This window comes from Agrobacterium sp. 6Ca8 (genome assembly GCF_055382765.1).
The window spans coordinates 1382350-1405504 of record NZ_AP026433.1 but is presented as its reverse complement, the minus strand read 5'-3'; the positions used below and the strand labels follow the sequence as shown (position 1 = coordinate 1405504).

Below are 23155 nucleotides of genomic sequence, written 5' to 3'. Positions count from 1 at the left end.
TTCTCGCATTCTCCCCGAAGGGTGCATTCACTCTGTCACACCAATACATATAAGTGCAATATAGCCGTATCACATTACCGTTGTGTGTTTATCGCTCAGCCTATTGAACGATTTTGGTAAAAATAGAACATCGGTCTTGGCGCGCGCATTGAAATATGACAATTGAACTCCGTTTTTATTGCGGCCTCCGCTTGCCGCGCCCGCTCTTCAGGTCACGCCATGCTGCGCCGTTTCTTCGCCTATTACCGTCCCTATCGCGGTCTGTTCATTCTCGATTTTTCCTGCGCGGTTCTGTCGGGCGTGCTTGAGCTCGGTTTTCCGATGGCGGTGAAGGCCTTTGTGGACGTGCTGTTGCCGGGTGGCGAATGGGGCATCATCCTCGCCGCATCGGTCGGGCTGCTCGTCATCTATGTCCTGAATACGGGTCTGATGGCGACCGTCACCTATTGGGGACATATGCTCGGCATCAATATCGAGACCGACATGCGGCGGCTTGCTTTCGACCACCTGCAGAAGCTCTCCTTCCGCTATTTCGACAACCAGAAGACCGGTCATCTGGTTGGCCGGCTGACGAAGGACCTGGAAGAGATCGGTGAGGTGGCCCATCACGGCCCCGAGGATCTGTTCATCGCCATCATGACCTTCATCGGCGCATTCCTGCTGATGCTGTCGGTCAATGTGCCGCTGGCGCTCGTCACCGCCGCCGTCGTGCCTGTCACCGCCTGGGTGACGAGCCGTTACGGTGGCCGAATGACGCAGAACTTTCGCGCGCTCTATGGTCGGGTAGGCGATTTCAACGCCCGTATCGAGGAAAATGTCGGTGGCATGCGGGTGGTGCAGGCTTTTGCCAATGAGGACCACGAACGCGCGCTGTTTGAGAAGGACAACCAGAAATACCGCCGCACGAAGCTGGATGCCTACAAGATCATGGCGGCCAGCACTTCGCTCAGCTACATGAGCATGCGGCTGACGCAGATGATCGTGATGATCTGCGGCGCCTGGTTCGTGCTGCATGGCGGCCTGACGGAAGGCGGCTTTGTTGGCTTCCTGCTTCTGGTCGGCGTGTTTTTCCGCCCGGTGGAGAAGATCAATTCGGTCATCGAGACCTATCCGAAGGGCATTGCCGGTTTTCGCCGCTTTACCGAGCTTCTGGACACGGCGCCGGATATCACCGACGCACCCGATGCGATCGAGGCACCGGCGCTTTCCGGCGCCATTGAATATCGCCATGTCGGTTTCGGTTATGCCGAGGGCAAGCAGGTTCTCGACAATATCGACCTGAAGATCAATGCGGGCGAGACGGTGGCCTTCGTCGGGCCTTCGGGGGCGGGCAAAACGACGCTTTGCTCGCTGCTGCCGCGCTTTTATGATGTCACCAGCGGTTCGATCACCATTGACGGCATCGATATCCGCAAGATGAAGCTTGCCTCGCTGCGCAACCAGATCGGAATCGTGCAGCAGGATGTGTTCCTGTTTGGCGGCACGATCCGCGAGAATATCGAATATGGCCGGCTCGGCGCTTCCGATGTCGAAATCATGGATGCGGCGCGGCGTGCCCGGCTCGATGGCGTTATCGAAGCGATGCCGATGGGGCTCGACACCGTTATCGGTGAGCGTGGCGTGAAACTTTCCGGTGGTCAGAAACAGCGTCTTGCCATTGCCCGCATGTTCCTCAAGAACCCGCCTATCCTTATTCTCGACGAGGCGACCTCGGCGCTGGATACCGAAACCGAGCGGGCCATCCAGCAATCGCTGACGGAGCTTGCCAAGGGCCGCACAACGCTCGTCATCGCCCACCGGCTGGCAACGATCCGCGATGCGTCACGCATCGTTGTGGTGGACCAGACGGGTATTGCCGAAACGGGCGCCCATGCCGAGCTTTTGGCCGCCAAGGGCCATTATAGCCGCCTGCATGAGGCGCAGTTCAGCGGGCATCTTCAGGGGCTGAGTTAAGCGGCGCATCTTGCGCCGCATATCAGGCGTTCTCCGCTGCGTTTTCCTCGATGATGCCGGTATTCGGCTCGGGCTTGCCGGGATGGCTGGTGACGAGATAACCCATGGCGACAGCGGCGGCGACGATGACCAGCAGCACCACGCCGCTGATGGTCATCAGCCAGTCGCGCGGCCTTCGCTGCGCCATGATATATTTCGGCCACCGGTAAGGCTGGTTCGCCACGCTGAATTTATTGCCGTCTCGCATGAACTTCCCCGGACTATCTTTGCTTCGTGACAGATAAACGCGAGCATGCAAGCGGCTGTTCCGCAATGGCGGGGCAGAGGCGATGACAACGCCGTGAGGTTTTGCGGTAGGACTGGCCATGGGTCCCCGTTGTTTACTGGCTACTACGCCGCGTAGAAGAGTCTTTTCAGCCCAGAGACTTTGGCTTGCTGGCTTCCGGCTTAAGGCTGGAATGACGGAGGAGGGGTCTCATTTCATTAAATCCATGACGCGCTGCGCCGGTGCTTGCGTTCAGGCCGAATGTTACTGCGGCCTCTCGCGCCGGCACACAGTTTCGAAACTCCACTTGCCAGTCCACACCCTTTTATGCGAATGATTTGCAATTGCATTAATTCAATTTCCATTTGAAAGTTCGCAAGATGGACAAGCCTGTCTTTGGATGGCGGCGGAATGGCGACGATCTCTCGCTGTCCGACGTTCACAGCTCGATCAAGATAAGCCCGAATGCCGGTACGTTTCGCCGGGCGATGGCGTTCTTCGGACCCGGATATCTCGTCGCGGTCGGTTACATGGACCCCGGCAACTGGGCAACGTCGCTCGCCGGTGGCTCCAAGTTCGGTTACACGCTGCTGACGGTTGCGCTGATATCGAACATCATGGCCGTTGTCCTTCAGGCGCTCTGTGCCCGTCTGGCGATTGCTTCCGGCCGCGATCTGGCGCAGGCCTGTCGCGATGCCTATCCGAAACCGGTGGCGATGGTGCTCTGGCTGCTGGCCGAAATCGCAATCATCGCCACCGATATTGCCGAGGTCATCGGCACGGCGATCGGTCTCAACCTGATTTTCGGCATTCCGCTCGAACTTGGCGTCCTCATCACGGCGCTTGACGTGTTCCTGATCCTTTATCTGCAAAGGCTTGGCTTCCGCTGGGTGGAGGCGCTTGTCATCACGCTTCTCGGCGTCATCGCGGTGTGTTTCGCCATTCAGCTGGCGCTGGCGGATCCCGACTGGAGCCAGGTGATTCGTGGTTTTGCTCCGACGACGGAGATCGTCACCAACCCCGAGATGCTCTACCTGGCGCTTGGCATTCTGGGCGCGACGGTGATGCCGCATAATCTCTATCTGCATTCAGGGATCGTGCAGACCCGCGCCATCGGCGAGACGCTGGCCGAAAAACGCGAGGCGCTCAAATTCGCGACACTCGATTCAACCATCGCCCTGACGTTTGCTCTCGTCATCAATGCCGCGATCCTCATCCTCGCAGCGGCGACCTTCAACAAAACGGGTCAGACGAATGTTGCCGAACTGGGTGAAGCGCATAGCCTGCTTGCGCCGCTGCTTGGCCTTGCGATTGCGCCGACGCTGTTCGGGGTGGCGCTTTTGTGCTGCGGCATCAATTCCACCGTTACGGCAACGCTTGCGGGCCAGATCGTGATGGAGGGCTTCCTCAAGATGCGGCTTGCCCCGTGGCTGCGCCGCCTTATCACCCGCGGCATCGCCATCATCCCCGCCGCCGGCGTCACCATCGCCTTCGGCGAAAGCGGCACGTCTCAGCTGCTGATACTGACGCAGGTGGTCTTAAGCCTGCAACTTTCTTTCGCCGTCTTCCCGCTGGTCATGTTCACCGCCGACCGCGCCAAGATGGGCGAACTGTGCGCCCCGCGATGGCTCTCGGCGTTTGCATGGCTTATCGCGGTGGTAATTGCGGCGCTGAATGTGAAGCTGCTGTTTGATTTTGTGGGGTAAGGCGCGTCAGGCCGCGCCTCTACGGAGCGCGGCCGCCGTTCCCCCGGGATCGACGGCGATGACTTTCAGATAGGCGCGGGCAGGTTGATCCGGCTCGCTGCGGCCCTGTTCCCAATCACGCAAGGTGCCCAGCGGAATATGATAACGGGCGGAAAACTCTTCCTGCGTCAGTTTCAGCGCCCGGCGAATGATCTTGATGCGCGGCATTTTCTTGGCAGCAGCGAACTGTTCGGCGGAAAGCGGCCGATTGTCGGGATCGGCGAGCGCATTGGCTTCCGCTTATTCGTCGGTCATGGCGTGAAAACGGGCCTATCTGGCTCGGTCGATTTTACCCGATTATTGGCTCTGAACTCAACTTTCATTGCTTTCATCCTTAACTCTAAAGCCTGTGAGATGAAACGTGACGTCGGGAAACGTAGGATTGTCGCCAAGCAAGGTCTTTTTCCCGAGGCTTTCTCCGGCCATCTGTGCCAGCAACGCACTAGATACGTAAAGTCCAAACCAGAAAGGGAATGATAAATAAATGAAGAACGGGGCTAATATGTAAAACAAACCGCTAATATGATCTGTTAAATACGCAATTACGGTGGCCGGCACAGCAGTATATAAAAATAGCTTTATTGCATGAAAAATGAGTCTCGCGAGATTTTTCTGTTGATACAAATTATATGCTTCACGGGCCTGTGCAGTTTTCGTCATTTTAAGTCCAATTTTACGAGCACTTATCAGTGATCGAAAGACGTTAAACTGCTGGCTGACCGATTTTAGGTTTCGGACTGGCCAATATTTCGTTGGCCAGTCCTTAGTTGGTTCTTCGTATCAAACTAACAGAAGAGATATCTTACGAGCAACCGCTCGTCGCACCGCAAGTATCGCACTTCTCGCAGGTGCCATTGCGCACCATCGTGAAGTTCTGGCATTCCGAGCACATGTTGCCGGTATAGCCTTGCGCGATCGAGCGCATGCGGCGTTCGTTTTCCTTCTTCTTGGCTTCCGCCTTGGCCGATGCCGCGTCGGCGGCGGCCTTGTCGGAGAAGAGGGCGGTGGCGGTCTGCTTGGCTTCCTGGACCACGTCGTCGATTACCTCTTCGGCAATCTCTTCCGCCAGTTCCTTGGCGCGTTCTTCATAATCGCGCTTGAAGGAGACGATTTCCGAGGTGGAGATCGCGACTGTCGGTTCCAGCTTGCGGGCTGCTGAGCCTGCAAAGGAAGTGACGTTGGCCGAGGCGCGGGCGGGCGCTGCCGTTGCCGAGCCCTTGGGTTCGGAAGCAGCACGTTCGCCTTCGTTGTTGGAAACCAGCGTCGGCTTGTAACCGCGCGTCCAGCCGGTGGAGAGCAGATTGGTCTTGCCTTCCTGGATACCCTTGCCGAGTGCGGTATTTGAGAAATCCGACGTATCGACATGAGCGAGGTCGTGGCGGCCGAGATAGGAGACGGCGAGTTCGCGGAACACGTAGTCGAGGATCGACGTGGCGTTCTTGATCGCGTCGTTGCCCTGCACCATGCCGGCCGGCTCGAACTTGGTGAAGGTGAAGGCCTCCACATATTCTTCCAGCGGCACGCCATATTGCAGGCCAAGCGAAATGGCGATGGCGAAGTTATTCATCATCGCACGGAAGGCAGCGCCTTCCTTGTGCATGTCGATGAAGATTTCGCCGATGCGGCCGTCACCGAATTCGCCGGTGCGCAGATAGACCTTGTGACCGCCGACCGTTGCCTTCTGGGTGTAACCCTGACGGCGGTTCGGCAGCTTTTCACGCTCGCGCGATACCCGCTCGATGACGCGCTCGACGATCTTTTCGGTGATCGTCACGGCCTGCTGGGCGAGCGGCTGCTGGATCAGTTCTTCAACGAAGTCTTCGTCGTCCTCATCTTCCACCAGCGAAGCGTTGAGCGGCTGGGAAAGCTTGGAGCCATCGCGGTAAAGGGCGTTGGCCTTGAGCGCCAGCTTCCAGGACAGCATGTAGGCTGCGCCGCAATCTTCCACTGTTGCATCATTCGGCATGTTGATCGTCTTTGAGATCGCACCCGAAATGAACGGCTGTGCTGCCGCCATCATGCGGATATGCGATTCGACCGAGAGATAACGCTTGCCGATCTTGCCGCAGGGGTTGGCGCAATCGAATACGGCCAAGTGCTCGTTCTTGAGGAACGGTGCACCTTCCAGCGTCATCGCACCGCAGACGTGCACGTTGGCCGCTTCGATGTCCTTTTTGCTGAAGCCGAGGTGCTCCAGCAGGTTGAAGCTCATGTCGGACAACTGCTCGTCGGAAACCTTGAGCGTGCCCTTGAGGAAATCGGCGCCCAGCGTCCACTGGTTGAAGACGAACTTGATGTCGAAGGCGCTTTTCAGCGCGCCGTTGACGGCTTCGATCTTCTCATCGGTGAAGCCCTTGGCCTTCAGCGTCGAGGGATTGATCGCAGGTGCCTGGTTGAGATTGCCGTGGCCAACGGCATAGGCTTCGATTTCGGCGATCTGGCTTTCCGAATAACCGAGCGAACGCAGGGATTCCGGCACGGCGCGGTTGATGATCTTGAAGTAGCCGCCGCCGGCGAGCTTCTTGAATTTCACCAGCGCGAAGTCCGGCTCGATGCCGGTCGTGTCGCAATCCATCACGAGGCCGATCGTACCTGTCGGCGCGATAACGGTGGTCTGGGCGTTGCGGTAGCCGTGCTTTTCGCCAAGCTCCAGCGCCTTGTCCCAGGCGGCGGTAGCGTGGGCGACAAGGTCCTGATCCGTGCAATCGGAATGGATGAGGGCAACCGGGTTCACCGACAGGCCTTCATAACCGTAGGAAAGGCCATGGGCGGCGCGGCGGTGGTTGCGGATGACGCGCAGCATGTTGTCGCGGTTCGGCGCAAAGCCCGGGAAGGGGCCAAGCTCGCCGGCCATTTCAGCCGAGGTGGCATAGGAAACGCCGGTCATGATGGCGGTCAGCGCACCGGCAATGGCGCGGCCTTCGTCGCTGTCATAGGGAATGCCCGAGGACATCAGCAGGCCGCCGATATTGGCGTAACCGAGGCCGAGCGTGCGGTATTCATAGGAGCGTTCGGCAATCTGGCGCGAAGGGAACTGCGCCATCATGACCGAGACTTCGAGAACGACGGTCCACAGGCGAACCGCATGCTCGTAGTCGGCGATGTCGATGCGCTTCGTTGCCTGATCCTTGAACTGAAGCAGGTTCAGCGAAGCAAGGTTGCAGGCCGTGTCGTCGAGGAACATATATTCCGAGCACGGGTTGGAAGCACGGATCGGGCCTTCGGCCGGCGAGGTGTGCCAGTCGTTCATGGTGGTGTTGAAGTGCAGGCCGGGGTCGGCCGATGCCCAAGCGGCGTGGGAGATCTTTTCCCAGAGGTCGCGGGCCTTCAGCGTCTTCATGACCTTGCCGTCCTTGCGGGCGGTCAGGTTCCAGTCACCGTCGTTTTCAACAGCGCGCAGGAAGTCATCCTTCAGCGATACGGAGTTGTTGGAATTCTGGCCTGAAACCGTGAGGTAGGCTTCGGAATCCCAATCCGTGTCGTAGGTCTTGAACTGGATGTCCTTGTAACCCTGCTGCGCGAACTGGATGACGCGCTTGACGTAGTTTTCCGGCACCATGTCCTTCTTGGCAGCGCGGATTTCGCGCTTCAGGGCAGGGTTCTTGGCCGGGTCGAAGCAATCGCCGTTATCTGCCTCGCAATTGACGCAGGCCTTCATGATTGCCTTGAGGTGCTTGGCAACGATCTTGGAACCGGTGACGAGAGCGGCAACCTTCTGCTCCTCGTTCACCTTCCAGTCGATATAGGCTTCGATATCGGGATGGTCGGCATCAACGACGACCATCTTGGCCGCACGACGGGTGGTGCCGCCGGACTTGATTGCGCCGGCTGCCCGGTCGCCGATCTTGAGGAAGCTCATCAGGCCGGAGGACTTGCCGCCGCCGGAAAGTTTTTCGCCTTCGCCGCGCAGGTAGGAGAAGTTGGAGCCGGTGCCGGAACCGTATTTGAACAGGCGCGCTTCACGCACCCACAGGTCCATGATGCCGCCTTCGTTGACCAGATCGTCTTCGACAGACTGGATGAAGCAGGCATGCGGCTGCGGATGTTCGTAAGAGGACTTGGACTTGGTCAGCTTGCCGGTGAAGGGGTCGACGTAGAAGTGGCCCTGGCCCGGGCCGTCGATGCCATAGGCCCAGTGCAGGCCGGTGTTGAACCACTGCGGGCTGTTGGGGGCTACACGCTGGGTCGCCAGCATATAGGCAAGCTCGTCGCGGAAGGCGAGTGCGTCTTCCTCGGTGGAGAAATATTTGCCCTTCCAGCCCCAGTAGGTCCAGGTGCCGGCAAGGCGGTCGAAAACCTGACGCGCATCGGTTTCGGAGCCATAACGCTCACCCTCGGGGAGGTCCTTCATGGCCTTCTCATCGGCAACCGAACGCCACAGGAAGGAAGGAACATCGTTTTCCTCAACCTTCTTAAGCACCTTCGGCACGCCGGCCTTGCGGAAGTATTTCTGCGCCAGAACGTCGGTCGCGACCTGGCTGAACTGCGCGGGAACGTCGATATCCGCCAGACGGAACACGATGGAACCGTCCGGGTTCTTGATTTCACTGACGGCCTTGCGGAATTCGATTTCCGCATAAGACGATTGGCCGGGCTTCGTGAAGCGGCGTTCGATGCGCATGGTTTCGTGTCCTCGTCCATTGGGCGCCCGGCAAAGGGCGCAAAAATTCGTTCCAGCCGTGCGAACTATGCGCGCAGCCGGTTTTTGCCGATCTGTAAGGGATGTTCATCCTTGGATGTGATCCCTGTATCTCGTGGCTTATTCGGCTGCAAGAGTCATGTGAGTACTAAATATAGTATCAACAGCTTCCTGCCGCCAGTCCCCGCGTCATGTTTTTGGCGGTATCCGCAAGGCACGCAAAATCCACCGGCGAACCGCCCCCTGATGGTCGGGACGCCCCTTCTGGACTTGCGAACTGAGATTGAAAGGAACCGGCCTCGTTACTTTCCGGTCCGTTGCCGCCGCAACATAACTGTCACTTTCCTCCTGCGGCATAGATTCGTCAAGCCATAGATTGAAACCGTTTTTTAACCACAAGATATTGTGTGCAGTGCCTGTGGAAAACGGGGATAGCAAAAGCGTTCAAAAAAATCAGTGACTTGGCGCGAGACTTTGAAGCTTGCGCGAGGCTGGTTTCCGCAGCGGAAAGCGAAAACCCCGCATTTCCGGGGTGCGGCATAAAGGCGACACTGCGGTTTTTCCGTGTTTTTTTGCCGTTACCAAAAAAGCATTTCCACACAAAAAAACCGCCCCGGAGGGACGGCTTTTCAGGCATGGTTTTGGGTTGCGACAGGCGATCAGCCGCGCGATCCCTTGGCGATCGGTTCCTGATAGGTGAAGCCCATGTCCCAGGGAAAATAAATCCAGGTGTCCTGGCTGACCTCGGTGACAAAGGTGTCAATGGTCGGCACGCCCTTCGGCTTGGCGTAAACGCAGGCAAAATGCGCCTTCGGCAACATTTCGCGCACTTCCAGTGCGGTCTTGCCGGTGTCGGTCAGATCGTCAACGACGAGCACGCCTTCGCCGCCGTCGGACATCAGTTCCGGCGCCACGCCCTTCAGGAGAACCGTGTCGCCCTGGTTGACGTAATCGTGGCGGGTGGCGATGCAGACCGTATCGATCAGGCGGATGTTCAGCTCGCGGGAAATGATCGCTGCCGGCACGAGACCGCCGCGGGTGATACAGACGATCGCCCGGAACTCCCGGCCAAGGCCGGCAAGACGCCACGCAAGCGCGCGGGCGTCGCGGTGAAACTGATCCCAGGTTACGGGAAAGGCTTTATCGGGAAGGGACATGTCGTCTACCATCTGGTCAAAATTGTCGATGGCTTTGGCTAATAGCCGCAAGACCTGCAAAAAGGCAAGCATTGCGCGCAGGCTCTTGCGGCTTCATCCACGGCTACCGGTGTTTAACGCGACAAAAGCGTCATCGCCGTCATGGAATCGAGCAGCGTGCGCGTCACGCCGCCGAACAGCAGTTCCCACCAGCGGGAATGGCCGTAGGCGCCCATGACCAGAAGGTCGATGCTGTGGTCTGACAGCCGGTTTTCGATGGCCGCCTGCGGCGAGATGCCGGCGATTTTTTCCTGCGAGGTTACCGTGACGTTGACGCCGTGGCGGGCGAGTGTTGCGGCCAGTTCGGTTCCGGCAAGTCCAGACGATTGCGTTTCGCTCTCGGCCTGATCGACGGAGAAGATCTCGACGCTCTCGGCTGCAATCAGGAAGGGCAGGGCATCGAAGGTGGCACGTGTTGCCTCGCGGGAGCCGTTCCAGGCGATCAGTACACGCTTGACCGGTTTGGCAACCGTCAGCACATGCGGAACGAGAAGAACAGGGCGGCCGCTTTCATGGAGAAAGCCGTCTATATCCGAGCGGCTGTCGGAGAGTGCGGAGGAGTTGCTCTGGCGGGCGACGATGAGATCGGCGCAGCGCGCGCTATCGATTGCCGATGACGAGGCGTAACCCACCGAGGTTACAAAGCTGCGCCACTCATGCGAGATGCCATTGGCAGACAGCGTGTGTTCGAAGAGGTTTCCAACATCCGTGGTTTCCTTGTGCGCCACGTCCTGAAGCACCTGAACGGTAGCGGGGTCGGGAATTTCCATCGGCGCGACGAGCGGAACGGCGGCCAGCGTTTCCATGTGCAGGCCAATCACATGCGAGGAAAACTGGTTGGCAAGACTTACCACGAAATCGCCGAGCTTTTGCGTGTTCTCCACATTGTCGATCACTGCCAGTATCGTTTTGTAACCCATTTTTTAGCTCCTCGGTGACGCGTCGTTTTTGGGAGAGTGGCTGCCTTTGCCGGGTGCCACCTTGATTTTGGTCAATCCGCTTCGTCTCAGGCGGTTGCATCGCCCTTGCTGGCCGACAGTGTTTTTTCCTGACCAATGGTTTCGATCATCGTCGCCACTGCATCCGCCGCCGCTTTCAGGACGGTGGCATCACGGGCGCGCACGACGATCTCCGTCGAAAAGCGTTGTCCGTCATATTTCGGGTAGGAGCCGATGCTGGTTTCCGGGTGCGCTTTCTGGATTGCGGTCAGCGGCGTGCCGATGTCACCTTCGCCATAGGGAGAGCGCACCGACTGCGACATGACTTTCGCGCCGGTGCGCAGCGTTGGCATGACATTGTCCAGCATGGCCTGAAACACCTGCGGAACGCCGGCCATGACGTGGACGTTGCCGATGACGAAGCCGGGGGCGACCGAGACGGGATTGGCGATGTGGCTTGCCCCCCTTGGCATGCGGGCCATGCGCTTGCGCGCTTCGGTGAATTCCATCTCGCGCACACGGTACATGTCACCCAATATCCGCAAAGCCTCGGCATCGTGCTCGCAGGGCAGGCCGAAAGCCACGGATACCGCATCAGCGGTGATGTCGTCATGGGTCGGGCCGATGCCGCCGGAGGTGAAGACATAATCATAGCGGGCGCGCAGCGCATTCAGCGCCTCGACGATTGCGTGCTCCTCGTCGGCGACGATGCGCACTTCCTTCAGATCTATTCCGGACATGGTGAGCACATCCGCGAGGTGCCCGATATTCTTGTCCTTGGTGCGTCCCGACAGCAATTCGTCGCCGATGGCGAGCATGGCGGCGGTCACGACGGATGGGGTGGGTGAGGGATTGGACATGGGGGTACTCGTCAGCTGTTTTGTCCGACGTTAGTCCGCCGCCCGGTGAATGCAAAGCGGTTTTGAAAAAATGTCTATCTATGAAAGGTTGACGTTCCGGCGTTTCGTTCACTGATTGCGAACAGTGCGTATGCGGATGCACCGCTGGTGTGGGACCGGCCTCTGGGCTACCTTTGCATCACATGCTTGTAACGGGTCACCACTAATAATCATCGCGTTCTTAAAAAGGCTTCTGGCTAGTACGCCTGAGACGATTAACCCTAAGGATACAAAGAAAATGACAAAAGTTCTGGTGCTTTATTATTCATCTTACGGCCATATCGAGACGATGGCATATGCCGTTGCCGAAGGCGTGAAGTCTGCCGGCGCGGAAGTTGTCGTCAAGCGCGTTCCGGAACTGGTTCCTGAGGAAGTCGCCAAATCCTCGCACTTCAAGCTCGATCAGGCTGCCCCCATCGCGACTGTTGACGAACTGGCAGAATACGATGCCATCATCGTCGGCGCCGGCACCCGCTTCGGCACGGTTGCCTCACAGATGCGCAATTTCTGGGACCAGACCGGCGGTCTGTGGTTCGGCGGCAAGCTTGTCGGCAAGGTCGGCTCGGCCTTCACCTCGTCGGCCACGCAGCACGGCGGTCAGGAATCGACCATCCTTGGTTTCCTCCCCACCTTCCTGCACCACGGAATGGCCGTTGTCGGTCTGCCCTATGCTTTCCAGGGCCAGATGGGCGTCGATGAAATCAAGGGCGGCTCGCCTTATGGCGCCTCCACCATCACCGATGGCGACGGCTCGCGTCAGCCTTCTGCTATCGAACTGGAAGCCGCACGCTATCAGGGCGCACATGTCGCCAAGCTGGCCGCCAAGCTTTCCGCTTGAGCCTGCATTGCTGGAAAAAGAAATGCGGCCCGAAAGGCCGCATTTTCTTACTCCGGCATCTGACGTCGCCGGTGCCGCAGGGAATGATTTTTAAGGCGGGTCAGATCGGCAGGTTGACCATGAAAAGGCAGCTTGCAATCACGACGCCGAGCATGGAAATTTCGAGAAAACCATTCAATCCGTCACGCATTTCAATCCTCCTTGTTGATCGAAGAGAGAACGGAAAAGATTTATCGCGGTTCCATAACAGCAGAATGAAATTTAGGAAATTTTAATGCCCTGCCGCTCCGCCACAATACGGAGTGGACATCGGTGCTTCAGCCGGTAACGACGAAGGCGACCACGAGGTGACCGAGAAGGCCGATGGCGAGGCAGGAGAGGAGAAATATGAACAGGGCTTTTTTCATGTTTCCAGAAGCTTCCATCTGTTTTTACCCTTCAAACCTGTTGTCCTGACTTGTTTCGCATCAGGACGCCATTTTAATTCTCGACCATGGGTCTTGATGCCGTCAGGCCTTGATGTCGAGGCCAGCCTCGATTGCGGCGGCGATGAAGGCCTTGCGCGCATCTTCCGGCTTTTTCCTGCCGGCATCGACGGCGGCGCAGACCAGCAACGCCGCGTCCAACGCATCGCCGTCCTCTATCGGCCAATCCTCGATCATGGCCCAGGACGCCGCCTGCGTGGTCTCGATGCTCGTATAGTCGCCCGGCGTTTCGAACGCGATCAGGACGGGTTTTTGCCAGCGCGTGTTCATCGCTCATCCGTATTGGTTGTCGTGCCCGGCTCTAAACCAAGCGGGCAGGATGCGCAATTGGTTTCGGTTGGCTCGCGGTGCGGTCAGTCGTCGCGTCCGAACAGCCAATCGCGAATGATGCGGCGGTCTATGAGTTCGAGCGAGCGATCGGGCGCAATGCGATAGGTTTCCACCGCCCTCGTGCTGCCGTCGATGCGGAACTCGTGGCTGAAGGTACTGCCGATCGGCGATTTCGTCAGCTTGGTGCGCGGCTGGCCCTTATAGGTGATGCTGCCGGGGATCGGTTCGACATAAGCGGCCGGGCCTGAGGTCGTGCAGCCCGCAAGCGTAAGCGCGATTGCGGCCAATGATACGAGCGTTTTCATCCTGTCCTCCGAAGTGCGTCTGCGAAAACGATATGGAGGCGCAACGGTTCCCCGCGAGTGATAAAGGGCAGAGCTATTCGCACCTGCTACTTGCGTCTCGGATTTTGAGTGTCGCGCGCGACCCAGCGGAAGAAAGCGTAGACGAGCAGGCCGAAGATGAAAAGCGGGATGAGGTTCGCAAAACCGGACATATGATTCTCATTTCTCCCTCCCGATCCGGGGTCTAACCGGAGAGAAAGAGGCAAGGCAAGCGTGGCGTGCGGCGCCGCAGGTAAAATGTCCGTGTGCCTGTTTGGGGAACGGTTTGCGTGCGGCGGGAAGATCGCCGGAGAAGAGGAAACAGGTGAGACCTGGCGCACTGCCAGTGATACCAGGTCTCCCAGTCCCCCGCCAGTTTCAGGGAACGGGTGACTTGATTTAGTATGACGAACGGCACGCGATATACATAGACCGAGAAATTACCTCGAATAAATCGCTACCTTGGTCGATCACCCCGGGGCGGAGCGTGGTGCCTAGCCAATCGCAGCCGCCGTGCGCGCGCACGACCCGCCGCATTGTCCGCAAATGCCGTTTAACCCGTTGAATCGGCTGGAGATGAATTCTCCGGCCCACGCCATAAGCGGATGGAGGAAACGGAACTTTTTGCGTGTTTGGTCATTAAATTCAGCGCATACCTATTATTCATGGAGGGCTAAACATGATCGGCACCATTCTCGTTATCCTCATCATTCTTTTCCTGATCGGTGCTTTGCCAAGCTGGGGTTACCACAATTACGGTTATGGTCCCTCGGGTGGCCTCGGACTGGTTCTGGTCATCGTCCTCGTTCTTGTTCTGCTGGGTCGCATCTGATCGATCCGCATTGAAGATGCAGCAACTGCCCGCACCCGCGCAAAGCGCCGGCTGCGGGCATCGTTTCTTCTGGAATATGAGTGAGATACAAAAAATGTCGGAATCCGAAGGGCTTAGGACCTGGACTATTGCCCTTTGTCCATCGGATCGGAAAAAACAGCACATTCGGAACGAACCCTCTTGCGCGCATAATGGATTCGTTCTAAATGCCCGCCATCGCTCGAATTCATGAGCGTGTGAGGCCTCGTGGCGGAGTGGTGACGCAGAGGACTGCAAATCCTTGTACCCCGGTTCAATTCCGGGCGAGGCCTCCAAAAATTTCACCGAATAGAACCTGTTTTTTTGAACCTTTGGCTAACCTTGCGGTCATCGGCTGCCCTTGCTGTTCTAAAAAATCCCGGCCATTTCGCTTTTTCCAGCACTTAGGGCTCACCGCGCTTGAAAGCGCAGGCTTGGGCAATTATGAGATTGTTTAAAGGCGAGGGGAGACCCGTGCCGTTTTGAGCTTTTGGGGCCGAGGCTTCCCGACCGGCATCCGCGAAATTGAGGCGATAACGATATGATGGATTTCGAAACCGCACGCGCCAATATGGTCGACAGCCAGTTGCGCACGACCGACGTGACGTCGCATTCGGTGCTGAAGGCGTTTTTGAGCGTGCCGCGCGAAGCTTTCGTGCCGGCGGGTGTGCGGCAGATTGCCTATGTGGACGAGGATCTGCAGATCTGTCCCGCCCGGGATGGTCGCCCGGCCCGTTACGTCATGAAGGCCTCGCCGCTGGCGAAGCTTTTGCAGCTTGCGGCGGTGACCAAGGAAGACGTGGTGCTGGAAGTCGGTGGCGGCGCCGGTTATACCGCGGCCATCCTGTCCCAGCTCGCCGGTTCGGTGGTTTCGCTCGAATGCGACGAAACGCTGGCGGCTGAGGCGACGGAGACGCTGGCCTCGCTCGGATATGACAATGTTGCTGTTGTCACCGGCGATCTCGAAAAGGGTTATGCGGGCGAAGCACCCTATGACCTGATTTTCATCAACGGCTCTGTCGAGGAAGTGCCGGCGGCACTGACCGACCAGCTGCGCGATGGCGGACGTCTGGTCGTCGTTGTCGGATACGGTAACGCTGCGAAGGCAACCGTTTACCGCCGAGATGGCAACAGCACCTCGGCTGCAACCTCTTTCAACGCGTCGATCAAGCCTCTGCCCGGTTTTGCCAAGGCGGCCGAATTCGTTTTCTGATCTTTAAAAGCGATCATTGTTTTGGACGCCGGGGTGGACTTTCCGCCCCGGCGTTTATTTTTGCGGGTGCCGCACCGGCAGACCCGCTTCGCCCACCCAATTGCCCAAAAAGACCATTCTCACAAAGCTGTGCATCACGGCGAAACTTGTCGAATCAGTGATTTAGTTCCTGACTATGCTGCCCTAGACTAAGGGTGATTCGGGGTGTGCGTATTTCTACCCCTTTTCAGGCCATCGGCCCGAAAACCGGAAGCGATTTTCGACAGGAACGGTGTGCAGATTTAAAATGTTGGAGCGTCCTTTGGGCGTCCGTATGGACGCAAGGCGGTCTAGAGAGTGGAAACCGGGGATTGATATGGCTCAGCCAAGCGTAGCGCGTGAACCGTCCATGGAAGAGATCTTGGCGTCCATACGCCGGATCATCGAAAGCAACGAGACCGGGCCTGCCGGCGCGTTTTCCGGGCAGTTGCCGCCTGTCTATGACGACGAAGACGATGGCGCAGGCGAAGCGTCCTTCGTGACGGAGGCCATCAGCCCGCCGGCGCGCGTTCCCCCCGCCGCAAACCAGGCATTTGGCGCAAGGCCGGTGCAGGATTTTTCCGCGGCCTCCGAAAAACAGACACCAGAACAGCAGGAAATCTCGGCCGAGAAAAGCATGTCGCTTGCCGATGTCGCCGCCCGCGTTCGCGCTGCCGCCGACCGCAACGCTGCCATGGGGCCGCAGGCATTTGCCGCCCAGGCGCAGCGTGAGCCCGCGCAGGCAGCCCCGGCCGCTCATTCCTCCAGCGTACCGCAGCCTTCGGCTGCGCAACAGGTTGAACGCCCTGCGCCGCAGCGCCCGACGGATGTGCGGCCGCTGCTGGCGGCCGCTGCCGCGAGCACCAGTGAACAGCCGGCAGCTTTTGCCGCCGAGGATCGTGCTGCTGCTGCCGCTGTCGAGAGCGCAGCTTTCGAGAACCGCTTCGACCAGCTGACGCTGCGTGGCGCCATCGAAACGCCTGTAGCCCAGGATCATTTCGAGATTTCGGTGCAGGAACCTGCTGTCGAGATGCCGTCATTCGATCTGGCCGAACCCAAGGAAGAGGGCGGTTTGTCGCTCAACCTCATTTCCGAGGCTGCCGGTGCGCAGATCGCCCGTTCCTTCAGCGAACTTGCGGAAATTTTCGATGGCGTCGAACGACGCTCGATCGAGGATATGGCCGCCGAAATGCTGCGTCCGATGCTGCAGGACTGGCTGGAAGACAATCTGCCGACCCTGGTGGAGCGTCTCGTGCGTGAGGAAATCGAACGTGTGGCGCGCGGCTCGCGCCGCTAGGCTCTGTTCGTCCGCATCTTGTAACATGCGCGAGATAGTGAAACAGAGGCCGCTCCGGCACCGGGGCGGCTTTTTTGTTGAAGATGAAGGCACTATGGGGTCATAGTCGCTGACGGGTCGGTTTCTGTTGACTCTCGACCATCCATCCTTATTTAAAAAATCCACACAAGAACTCTAAAATTCAGGTCAGGAAATGCTCGAAAAGACCTACGATTCCGCATCCGTCGAACCGAAAATCGCCAAAGCCTGGGACGAGGCGAACGCTTTTCGTGCCGGCGCCAACGCCAAACCGGGCGCGGAAACCTTCACAATCGTCATCCCGCCGCCGAATGTCACCGGCTCCCTGCATATGGGCCATGCGCTCAACAACACGCTTCAGGACATATTGGTCCGCTTCGAGCGCATGCGCGGCAAGGACGTGTTGTGGCAGCCGGGCATGGACCATGCGGGCATCGCCACGCAGATGGTCGTCGAGCGCAAGCTGATGGAACAGCAGCTTCCGGGCCGCCGCGAAATGGGCCGTGAGGCCTTCGTGGACAAGGTCTGGGAATGGAAAGCCGAATCCGGCGGTTTGATCTTCAACCAGCTGAAGCGCCTCGGTGCGTCGTGCGACTGGTCGCGTGAGCGCTTCACCATGGATGAGGGTCTGTCCGAGGCCGTTCTCGAGGTGTTCGTCACCCTTTACAAGCAGAACCTGATCTACAAGGACAAGCGCCTCGTCAACTGGGACCCGAAGCTGCAGACCGCGATTTCCGACATGGAAGTCGAACAGCTGGAAGTGAAGGGCAACCTTTGGCACTTCCGTTATCCGCTGGAAAAGGGTGTGACCTATCAGCACCCGATCGCATTTGACGAGGAGGGCAAGCCCACCGAGTTCGAAACGCGCGATTACATCGTTGTTGCTACGACGCGGCCAGAAACCATGCTCGGCGATACTGGTGTTGCGGTGAACCCGGAAGACGAGCGCTACAAGGGCATCATTGGCAAGCATGTCATCCTGCCGATCGTTGGCCGCAAGATCCCGATCGTTGCCGATGACTATGCCGATCCGACGGCCGGAACGGGCGCCGTGAAGATCACGCCTGCGCACGACTTCAACGATTTCGAGGTCGGCAAGCGTTGCGGTCTGCGCGCCATCAACGTCATGAATATCGATGGGACGATCTCCATCAAGGAGAACGAGGATTTCCTCGAGGGCCTCAATCATCCGGCGGCGCTGCACGGCGCATGGGACCGTCTGGAAGGACAGGATCGTTTCTTCGCTCGCAAGGTCATCGTCGAAATCTTCGAGGAAGCCGGCCTCCTCGACAAGATCGAGCCGCATAAGCACGTCGTGCCGCATGGCGACCGTGGCGGCGTGCCGATCGAGCCGCGCCTCACCGACCAGTGGTGGGTGGACAACAAGACGCTGGCTCAGCCGGCCATTGCCTCGGTTCGCGAAGGCCGCACCAATTTCGTGCCTAAGAACTGGGAAAACACATATTTTCAGTGGATGGAGAACATCCAGCCCTGGTGTATCTCGCGGCAATTGTGGTGGGGACACCAGATTCCGGCATGGTACGGCCCTGACGGGCAGGTCTTCGTTGAAAAGACCGAGGAAGAGGCGCTTCAGGCCGCTATCCAGCATTATATTGCCCATGAAGGTCCGTGGAAGGCCTGGGTCGAGGAGAAGCTTGAAAACTTCAAGCCGGGTGAGATTCTGACCCGTGACGAAGACGTTCTCGATACTTGGTTCTCATCGGCGCTGTGGCCGTTCTCGACGCTCGGCTGGCCGGAAAAGACACCGGAACTGGCGCGGTATTATCCGACCAATGTGCTTGTCACCGGTTTCGACATCATCCCGTTCTGGGTCGTCCGCATGATGCAGATGGGTCTGCATTTCATGAAGGACGATGCCGGCAATCCGGTCGAGCCGTTCAGCACCGTCTACATCCACGCGCTGGTTCGCGACAAGAACGGCCAGAAGATGTCCAAGTCCAAGGGCAACGTCATCGATCCCCTGGAACTGATCGACGAATACGGTGCGGATGCGCTGCGCTTCACGCTCGCCATCATGGCGGCGCAGGGTCGTGACGTGAAACTCGATCCGGCACGTATCGCCGGTTATCGCAACTTCGGCACGAAGCTCTGGAACGCCACGCGTTTTGCCGAAATGAACGGCGTAAAGCGCGATCCGCATTTTCTGGCCGAAACCGCATCGCTGACGATCAACCGGTGGATACTGACCGAGCTTGCCAACACCGCGCGCGATGTGACGGCGGCTCTTGAGAACTTCCGGTTCAACGATGCATCCGGCATCCTCTACCGTTTCGTCTGGAACCAGTTCTGCGACTGGTACCTGGAACTGCTCAAGCCCGTGTTCGGTGGCGAGGATGAGGCGGCAAAGGCGGAATCGCAGGCTTGCGCAGCCTATGTTCTCGATGAGATCTACAAGCTCCTGCATCCCTTCATGCCTTTCATGACGGAAGAGCTGTGGGCGCATACGGCGGGCGAGGGCGAGGAGCGGGCTGATCTTCTCTGCCTTACCGACTGGCCGACTCCGGAATTCCGCGACGATGCTGCGGCTGCGGAGATCAACTGGCTGATCGATCTGGTTTCGGGCATCCGCTCGACGCGTGCCGAGATGAACGTGCCGCCGGGCGCCACCGCATCGCTGGTGGTGGTGGGTGCCAACACCTCGACAGAAGCGCGGCTGGACCGCCATGCCGCCGCCATCCGGCGCCTGGCGCGTGCCGATGAAATCCGTGGTGCCGATGTGGCGCCAAAAGGTTCCGCGCAGATCATCATCGGTGAGGCCACCGTCTGCCTGCCGCTCGGCAACCTCGTCGATCTCGCAGCCGAAAAGGCCCGTCTCGAAAAGGCGATCGGCAAGGTGGACGCGGAGATGGAACGCATCGACAAGAAGCTGTCGAACGAGAAATTCGTGGCCAATGCCGATCCGGAGGTTGTGGCCGCCGAGCGCGAGCGTAAGGCGGAACTGGAAGTTCAGCTGACAAGTCTTCGAACCGCCCTGCAGCGGGTCAGCGAAGCAGGATAAGGTTCCAGTTGCGTGTAAAATCAAAACGCCCCGTGAAAACGGGGCGTTTTGCGTTCTGTCAGGGCCGGCTCAATTCATTGCTGCGTTGCAATGGCGAATCATGCACTGCGTTACAGCGCGATTATTTCTGCCGCGAGGCGCACAAAACCGCGCAGGAAGACGAAAAAGATCAATAAAAACGGCCTGATAAGCGATTTTCTTCGGAAACGTCCAACTGTGGTTATTTGGCGACATTTCCGGTGCGGATTGGGAGTTTGTTTCGTTTTGTGTCGTTTTTTCTAATTGGATTAGAATAATAGCCTAAAATGATTATGTAAGATGCCAAACATCAAAAACTTACGTAAAAAAATGGCCATCCGGTGGCAACCGCGCCGCGCCACGGCAGATTGTCATTTGCCGCAAAGCATTTCACTCTCTCAATGATCACATTGCCTTGATTGGGGAGAGAGATGGCAAAAACTGCATTTTTTCGCGGCGCAGTATGTTTCGTAGCCAGCATCGCGGCGGTCACGCCTTCACTGGCGGGCGGCCTCGAGCGCGGTGGCTACAATATCGACCTGCTGTTCGACCCGTCCGACTATGTTCTCGACAGTTCCGCTACATTCGTTGCGCCACAGCGCAAGGTTGAGAATGCGCGTGACAATCCGCTGAAGAGCGGTCCGCTGCCTGCGACTTGGTCAAGGAGCGCAGATGACTCTGAAAACTTCTGGTCGACCCGCATCGGCGCCAAGGCGGCAATCGGCGATTTCGGCGACTGCATGTTCGATTATTCGCAGCCTTGGGGCGCGCACCTCAATCCGGGCATCTGGCAGGGATCGAGCTACAATATCGAAACCAAGGTAAAGTCGCACAATTACGCCACCACCTGCCGTGTGAAGTTTGATCTTGGCAAGGGCGACTTCTCGATTATTGGCGGCGGCTTTTACCAGGAGATCAGCGGTTATAAATACCGTCAGGTTCTTGGCCCAGCTGTTCTTGGCCTCAATCCGGCCTGGTCCAGCTTCAGCGGCGTCGGCAAACTTGAGATGGAAGGTGACGGTTGGGGTTGGCGCGCCGGCGTTGCCTACGAAATCCCCGAGGTCGCCTTCCGGGCGAGCCTTGTTTATAACAGCGCCGTCGATCATGACCTGACCGGTTTCGCCGACGTCAGAGGAGTTCCGCAGACGCCGCCGTCCATCTCTCCGACGCTGGCGAAATACGGCGGCAAGCTGGTGCCGATCTATGGCTCCGTTTCGATGCCAGACAGCATCGAACTGAAGGTGCAATCCGGCATAGCGCCGGACTGGCTGGCTTTCGGTTCGGTGAAGTGGACTGACTGGAGCCAGATTCAGGTCATTCCTTTCTGCGCGGTAGGGACGTCCCCCTGCGTTCCGAGCGGCGCTGACACGCTGAACACTCTAGACCTGTTTTATCGTGATGGCTGGACGATTTCCGGCGGCGTTGGTCACAAGTTCAACGAGCAGTGGAGCGGTGCTGTGAGCCTGACCTGGGATCGCGGTACATCGACGGTTATCGGCACCCAGACCGACACCTGGACGCTGGGCACGCAGATCGTCTACTCGCCGAACAAGAATATCGAGTTCAAGGTTGCCGGTGCTCTCGGCCTCCTGACCTCCGGTAGCTCATCCATCAACGGTGGACCTTGCGGCGCGGGCTTCACCTGCGGCAATGAGGCGGGCTACGACTTCGGCAACGATCTCGTGGCTGCGATCTCTACTGGCGTCAAGGTCAAGTTCTGACACCATTCGCCACACCTGAACGAAAAGAAAGGTCCGGTTTACCAACCGGACCTTTTTTCATTCCCGACTATGATTCCTGCTCGATAAAAATTTCTAGCCCGAAAGTTTTGTGACGATTTGGCAACACTTTTCTGCAAGCGTGGTGCCGCGTTGGAATGTGGGCATATCTGTCCATTTCCCGCCACAAACAAGGTGCTTGGCTTCTGTTTATGGACGCGGGGATGGAAGAACATGCAGGCGTCTGATGTGGGCCTGCGGAGTTGCGAAGAGTGAAAACGGGTTTGGATTCAGGGTTTAAGCAAGTAATACGGGAATTTGATCCGGGTTTCTTGTTTGGCGCTGACCGGCAGGCGGTCAAACGCCGTTATATTGCCGGAAATTATGCCTATATCTGTCTCACTGAAAATTTGGAGCAATTACCGCATATGACCACCGGCAGTGCGCTGGAAAGTGCTGCCGGAAAGACGCAGTGTGTTCGAAAAATCGCGACCCGGCGGGGTTCAGCTTTGCAGTATTCCGCAAGTATTGGCTATATGCCGGGAAGAGTGAGAGAAGTTCGCCTAAATGCTGAAATGTGAAGCACATGTTCTAAAGCCGCTCATCATGAGCCTTTTGCTTGCGTCGCTCGCAATGCCGGTGCTGGCTTTTGACATCAACGCAGGCGTTACCAAGGAATCCGGGCCCTTCGACCTGTTCAAGTTCGGCTTCAAGGCCTACAAGAACGGTAACAAGGACGAAGCCGTCGAGGCCTATCGCTATGCGGCCGAAAAGGGCCATACCGGCTCGCGCTGGGCGCTTGCCAATATGTATGCCTTCGGCGATGGAGTTGCCAAGAACGACTTCGAAGCCTTCAAGATTTACAGCGAAATTGCCAGCCAGGGCGTCGAGCCGGGCTCCGAGGATACCGGCTTCTTCGTCAACGCGCTGCTTTCTCTTGCCGATTATTACCGCCACGGCATTCCCGGCACTCCGGTAAAGATGGACCTGTCGCAGGCCCGCCAGCTCTATTTTCAGGTGGCTTCCACCTTTGGCGTGGCTGAGGCCCAGTTCCGTCTGGCGGAAATGATCCTTGCGGGTGAGGGCGGCCGGGCGGATGTGCAGCAGGCCAAGAAGTGGCTCAATCAGGCACGCAAGCACGGCCATGCCGGCGCCATGTCGATTTTCGGTAATCTGCTTTTCCAGGAAGGCCAGACGACGCAGGGACTCGCCTTCATGACGGCCGCGCTCGACAAGTGCACGGCGGTGGATTGCACCTGGATCCAGACCCTTCAGGAACAGGCTTTTTCGCTCGCGGGTGAAAACGATCGCCGCGCGGCTATCGCGCTGGCGCAGAACATGCAGATCGACGATCCGAACTGACAATTATGTCTATTGTGGCTGAGGCGACTTA

The 23155-nt window shown here is 58.1% G+C and carries 19 protein-coding genes, 1 tRNA gene and 1 pseudogene; 11 read left to right on the top strand and 10 right to left on the bottom strand.

Annotated features, from left to right (window positions below; genetic code table 11):
* Positions 1-219 precede the first annotated feature (219 nt).
* Positions 220-1953, top strand: a complete 1734-nt coding sequence (locus ACZ5A6_RS06945; protein WP_019566142.1) for an ABC transporter ATP-binding protein — start codon at positions 220-222, stop codon at positions 1951-1953.
* A gap of 22 nt (positions 1954-1975) precedes the next feature.
* Here ACZ5A6_RS06945 and ACZ5A6_RS06940 read toward each other — a convergent pair whose 3' ends face one another.
* Positions 1976-2200 carry a hypothetical protein gene (locus ACZ5A6_RS06940; protein ID WP_013636298.1) on the bottom strand — a complete coding sequence of 75 codons (225 nt, stop codon included), beginning with the start codon at positions 2198-2200 and terminating at the stop codon, positions 1976-1978.
* A gap of 398 nt (positions 2201-2598) precedes the next feature.
* Between ACZ5A6_RS06940 and ACZ5A6_RS06935 the strand changes: the two genes are divergently transcribed.
* Positions 2599-3924, top strand: coding sequence for an Nramp family divalent metal transporter (locus ACZ5A6_RS06935; RefSeq protein WP_013636297.1), 1326 nt, complete (start codon positions 2599-2601; stop codon positions 3922-3924).
* A gap of 6 nt (positions 3925-3930) precedes the next feature.
* Here ACZ5A6_RS06935 and ACZ5A6_RS06930 read toward each other — a convergent pair.
* The 7 genes and pseudogenes from ACZ5A6_RS06930 to ACZ5A6_RS06900 form a co-directional block, all read right to left on the bottom strand.
* Positions 3931-4218, bottom strand: a pseudogene (locus tag ACZ5A6_RS06930) (helix-turn-helix domain-containing protein).
* Between the two features lie 57 nt (positions 4219-4275).
* On the bottom strand, positions 4276-4623 hold the full coding sequence (locus ACZ5A6_RS06925; RefSeq protein WP_065659318.1) for a hypothetical protein: 348 nt from the start codon (positions 4621-4623) through the stop codon (positions 4276-4278).
* 142 nt (positions 4624-4765) lie between these two features.
* Complete coding sequence (locus tag ACZ5A6_RS06920) at positions 4766-8584, bottom strand: vitamin B12-dependent ribonucleotide reductase (RefSeq protein WP_112292216.1); 3819 nt, start codon at positions 8582-8584, stop codon at positions 4766-4768.
* A gap of 382 nt (positions 8585-8966) precedes the next feature.
* Complete coding sequence (locus ACZ5A6_RS06915) at positions 8967-9239, bottom strand: hypothetical protein (RefSeq protein ID WP_162632910.1); 273 nt, start codon at positions 9237-9239, stop codon at positions 8967-8969.
* Positions 9240-9261: 22 nt separating this feature from the next.
* Positions 9262-9759 carry a xanthine phosphoribosyltransferase gene (gpt, locus tag ACZ5A6_RS06910; RefSeq protein WP_003515641.1) on the bottom strand — a complete coding sequence of 166 codons (498 nt, stop codon included), beginning with the start codon at positions 9757-9759 and terminating at the stop codon, positions 9262-9264.
* Between the two features lie 113 nt (positions 9760-9872).
* Positions 9873-10718: a universal stress protein gene (locus ACZ5A6_RS06905; RefSeq protein ID WP_003515639.1), complete on the bottom strand. Its 846-nt coding sequence runs from the start codon at positions 10716-10718 to the stop codon at positions 9873-9875.
* An 86-nt stretch (positions 10719-10804) separates the two neighbouring features.
* Positions 10805-11596, bottom strand: a complete 792-nt coding sequence (locus ACZ5A6_RS06900) for a competence/damage-inducible protein A (RefSeq protein ID WP_013636292.1) — start codon at positions 11594-11596, stop codon at positions 10805-10807.
* A 277-nt stretch (positions 11597-11873) separates the two neighbouring features.
* On the opposite strand from ACZ5A6_RS06900, the gene wrbA reads away from it, so the two are divergent.
* Positions 11874-12473: an NAD(P)H:quinone oxidoreductase type IV gene (gene wrbA / locus ACZ5A6_RS06895; RefSeq protein ID WP_019566148.1), complete on the top strand. Its 600-nt coding sequence runs from the start codon at positions 11874-11876 to the stop codon at positions 12471-12473.
* Between the two features lie 509 nt (positions 12474-12982).
* Here the strand turns inward: wrbA and ACZ5A6_RS06890 are convergent.
* On the bottom strand, positions 12983-13228 hold the full coding sequence (locus ACZ5A6_RS06890) for a DUF982 domain-containing protein (RefSeq protein WP_003515635.1): 246 nt from the start codon (positions 13226-13228) through the stop codon (positions 12983-12985).
* 83 nt (positions 13229-13311) lie between these two features.
* Complete coding sequence (locus tag ACZ5A6_RS06885) at positions 13312-13593, bottom strand: hypothetical protein (protein WP_003515633.1); 282 nt, start codon at positions 13591-13593, stop codon at positions 13312-13314.
* Positions 13594-14290: 697 nt separating this feature from the next.
* Here ACZ5A6_RS06885 and ACZ5A6_RS06880 point away from each other — a divergent pair.
* The 8 genes from ACZ5A6_RS06880 to exoR all read left to right on the top strand — a co-directional run bounded on the left by ACZ5A6_RS06880 (position 14291) and on the right by exoR (position 23124).
* Positions 14291-14443 carry a DUF3309 family protein gene (locus ACZ5A6_RS06880; RefSeq protein WP_003515628.1) on the top strand — a complete coding sequence of 51 codons (153 nt, stop codon included), beginning with the start codon at positions 14291-14293 and terminating at the stop codon, positions 14441-14443.
* Between the two features lie 240 nt (positions 14444-14683).
* Positions 14684-14757: transfer RNA gene (locus ACZ5A6_RS06875), tRNA-Cys, on the top strand.
* 245 nt (positions 14758-15002) lie between these two features.
* On the top strand, positions 15003-15674 hold the full coding sequence (locus ACZ5A6_RS06870) for a protein-L-isoaspartate O-methyltransferase family protein (RefSeq protein WP_003515626.1): 672 nt from the start codon (positions 15003-15005) through the stop codon (positions 15672-15674).
* A gap of 355 nt (positions 15675-16029) precedes the next feature.
* Positions 16030-16989: a cell division protein PopZ gene (popZ, locus tag ACZ5A6_RS06865; RefSeq protein WP_141193774.1), complete on the top strand. Its 960-nt coding sequence runs from the start codon at positions 16030-16032 to the stop codon at positions 16987-16989.
* A 193-nt stretch (positions 16990-17182) separates the two neighbouring features.
* A complete protein-coding gene (locus ACZ5A6_RS06860; RefSeq protein ID WP_065687297.1) occupies positions 17183-20026 on the top strand; it encodes a valine--tRNA ligase in 2844 nt (947 codons plus the stop codon).
* Between the two features lie 449 nt (positions 20027-20475).
* Positions 20476-21765, top strand: a complete 1290-nt coding sequence (locus tag ACZ5A6_RS06855; protein ID WP_003515621.1) for an outer membrane protein transport protein — start codon at positions 20476-20478, stop codon at positions 21763-21765.
* A 269-nt stretch (positions 21766-22034) separates the two neighbouring features.
* Positions 22035-22343 carry a hypothetical protein gene (locus tag ACZ5A6_RS06850; RefSeq protein ID WP_233283652.1) on the top strand — a complete coding sequence of 103 codons (309 nt, stop codon included), beginning with the start codon at positions 22035-22037 and terminating at the stop codon, positions 22341-22343.
* Positions 22330-23124, top strand: coding sequence for an exopolysaccharide production regulator ExoR (exoR, locus tag ACZ5A6_RS06845; RefSeq protein WP_003515620.1), 795 nt, complete (start codon positions 22330-22332; stop codon positions 23122-23124). Before ACZ5A6_RS06850 ends, exoR begins: the two co-directional genes overlap by 14 nt.
* The last annotated feature ends 31 nt before the right edge of the window (positions 23125-23155 follow it).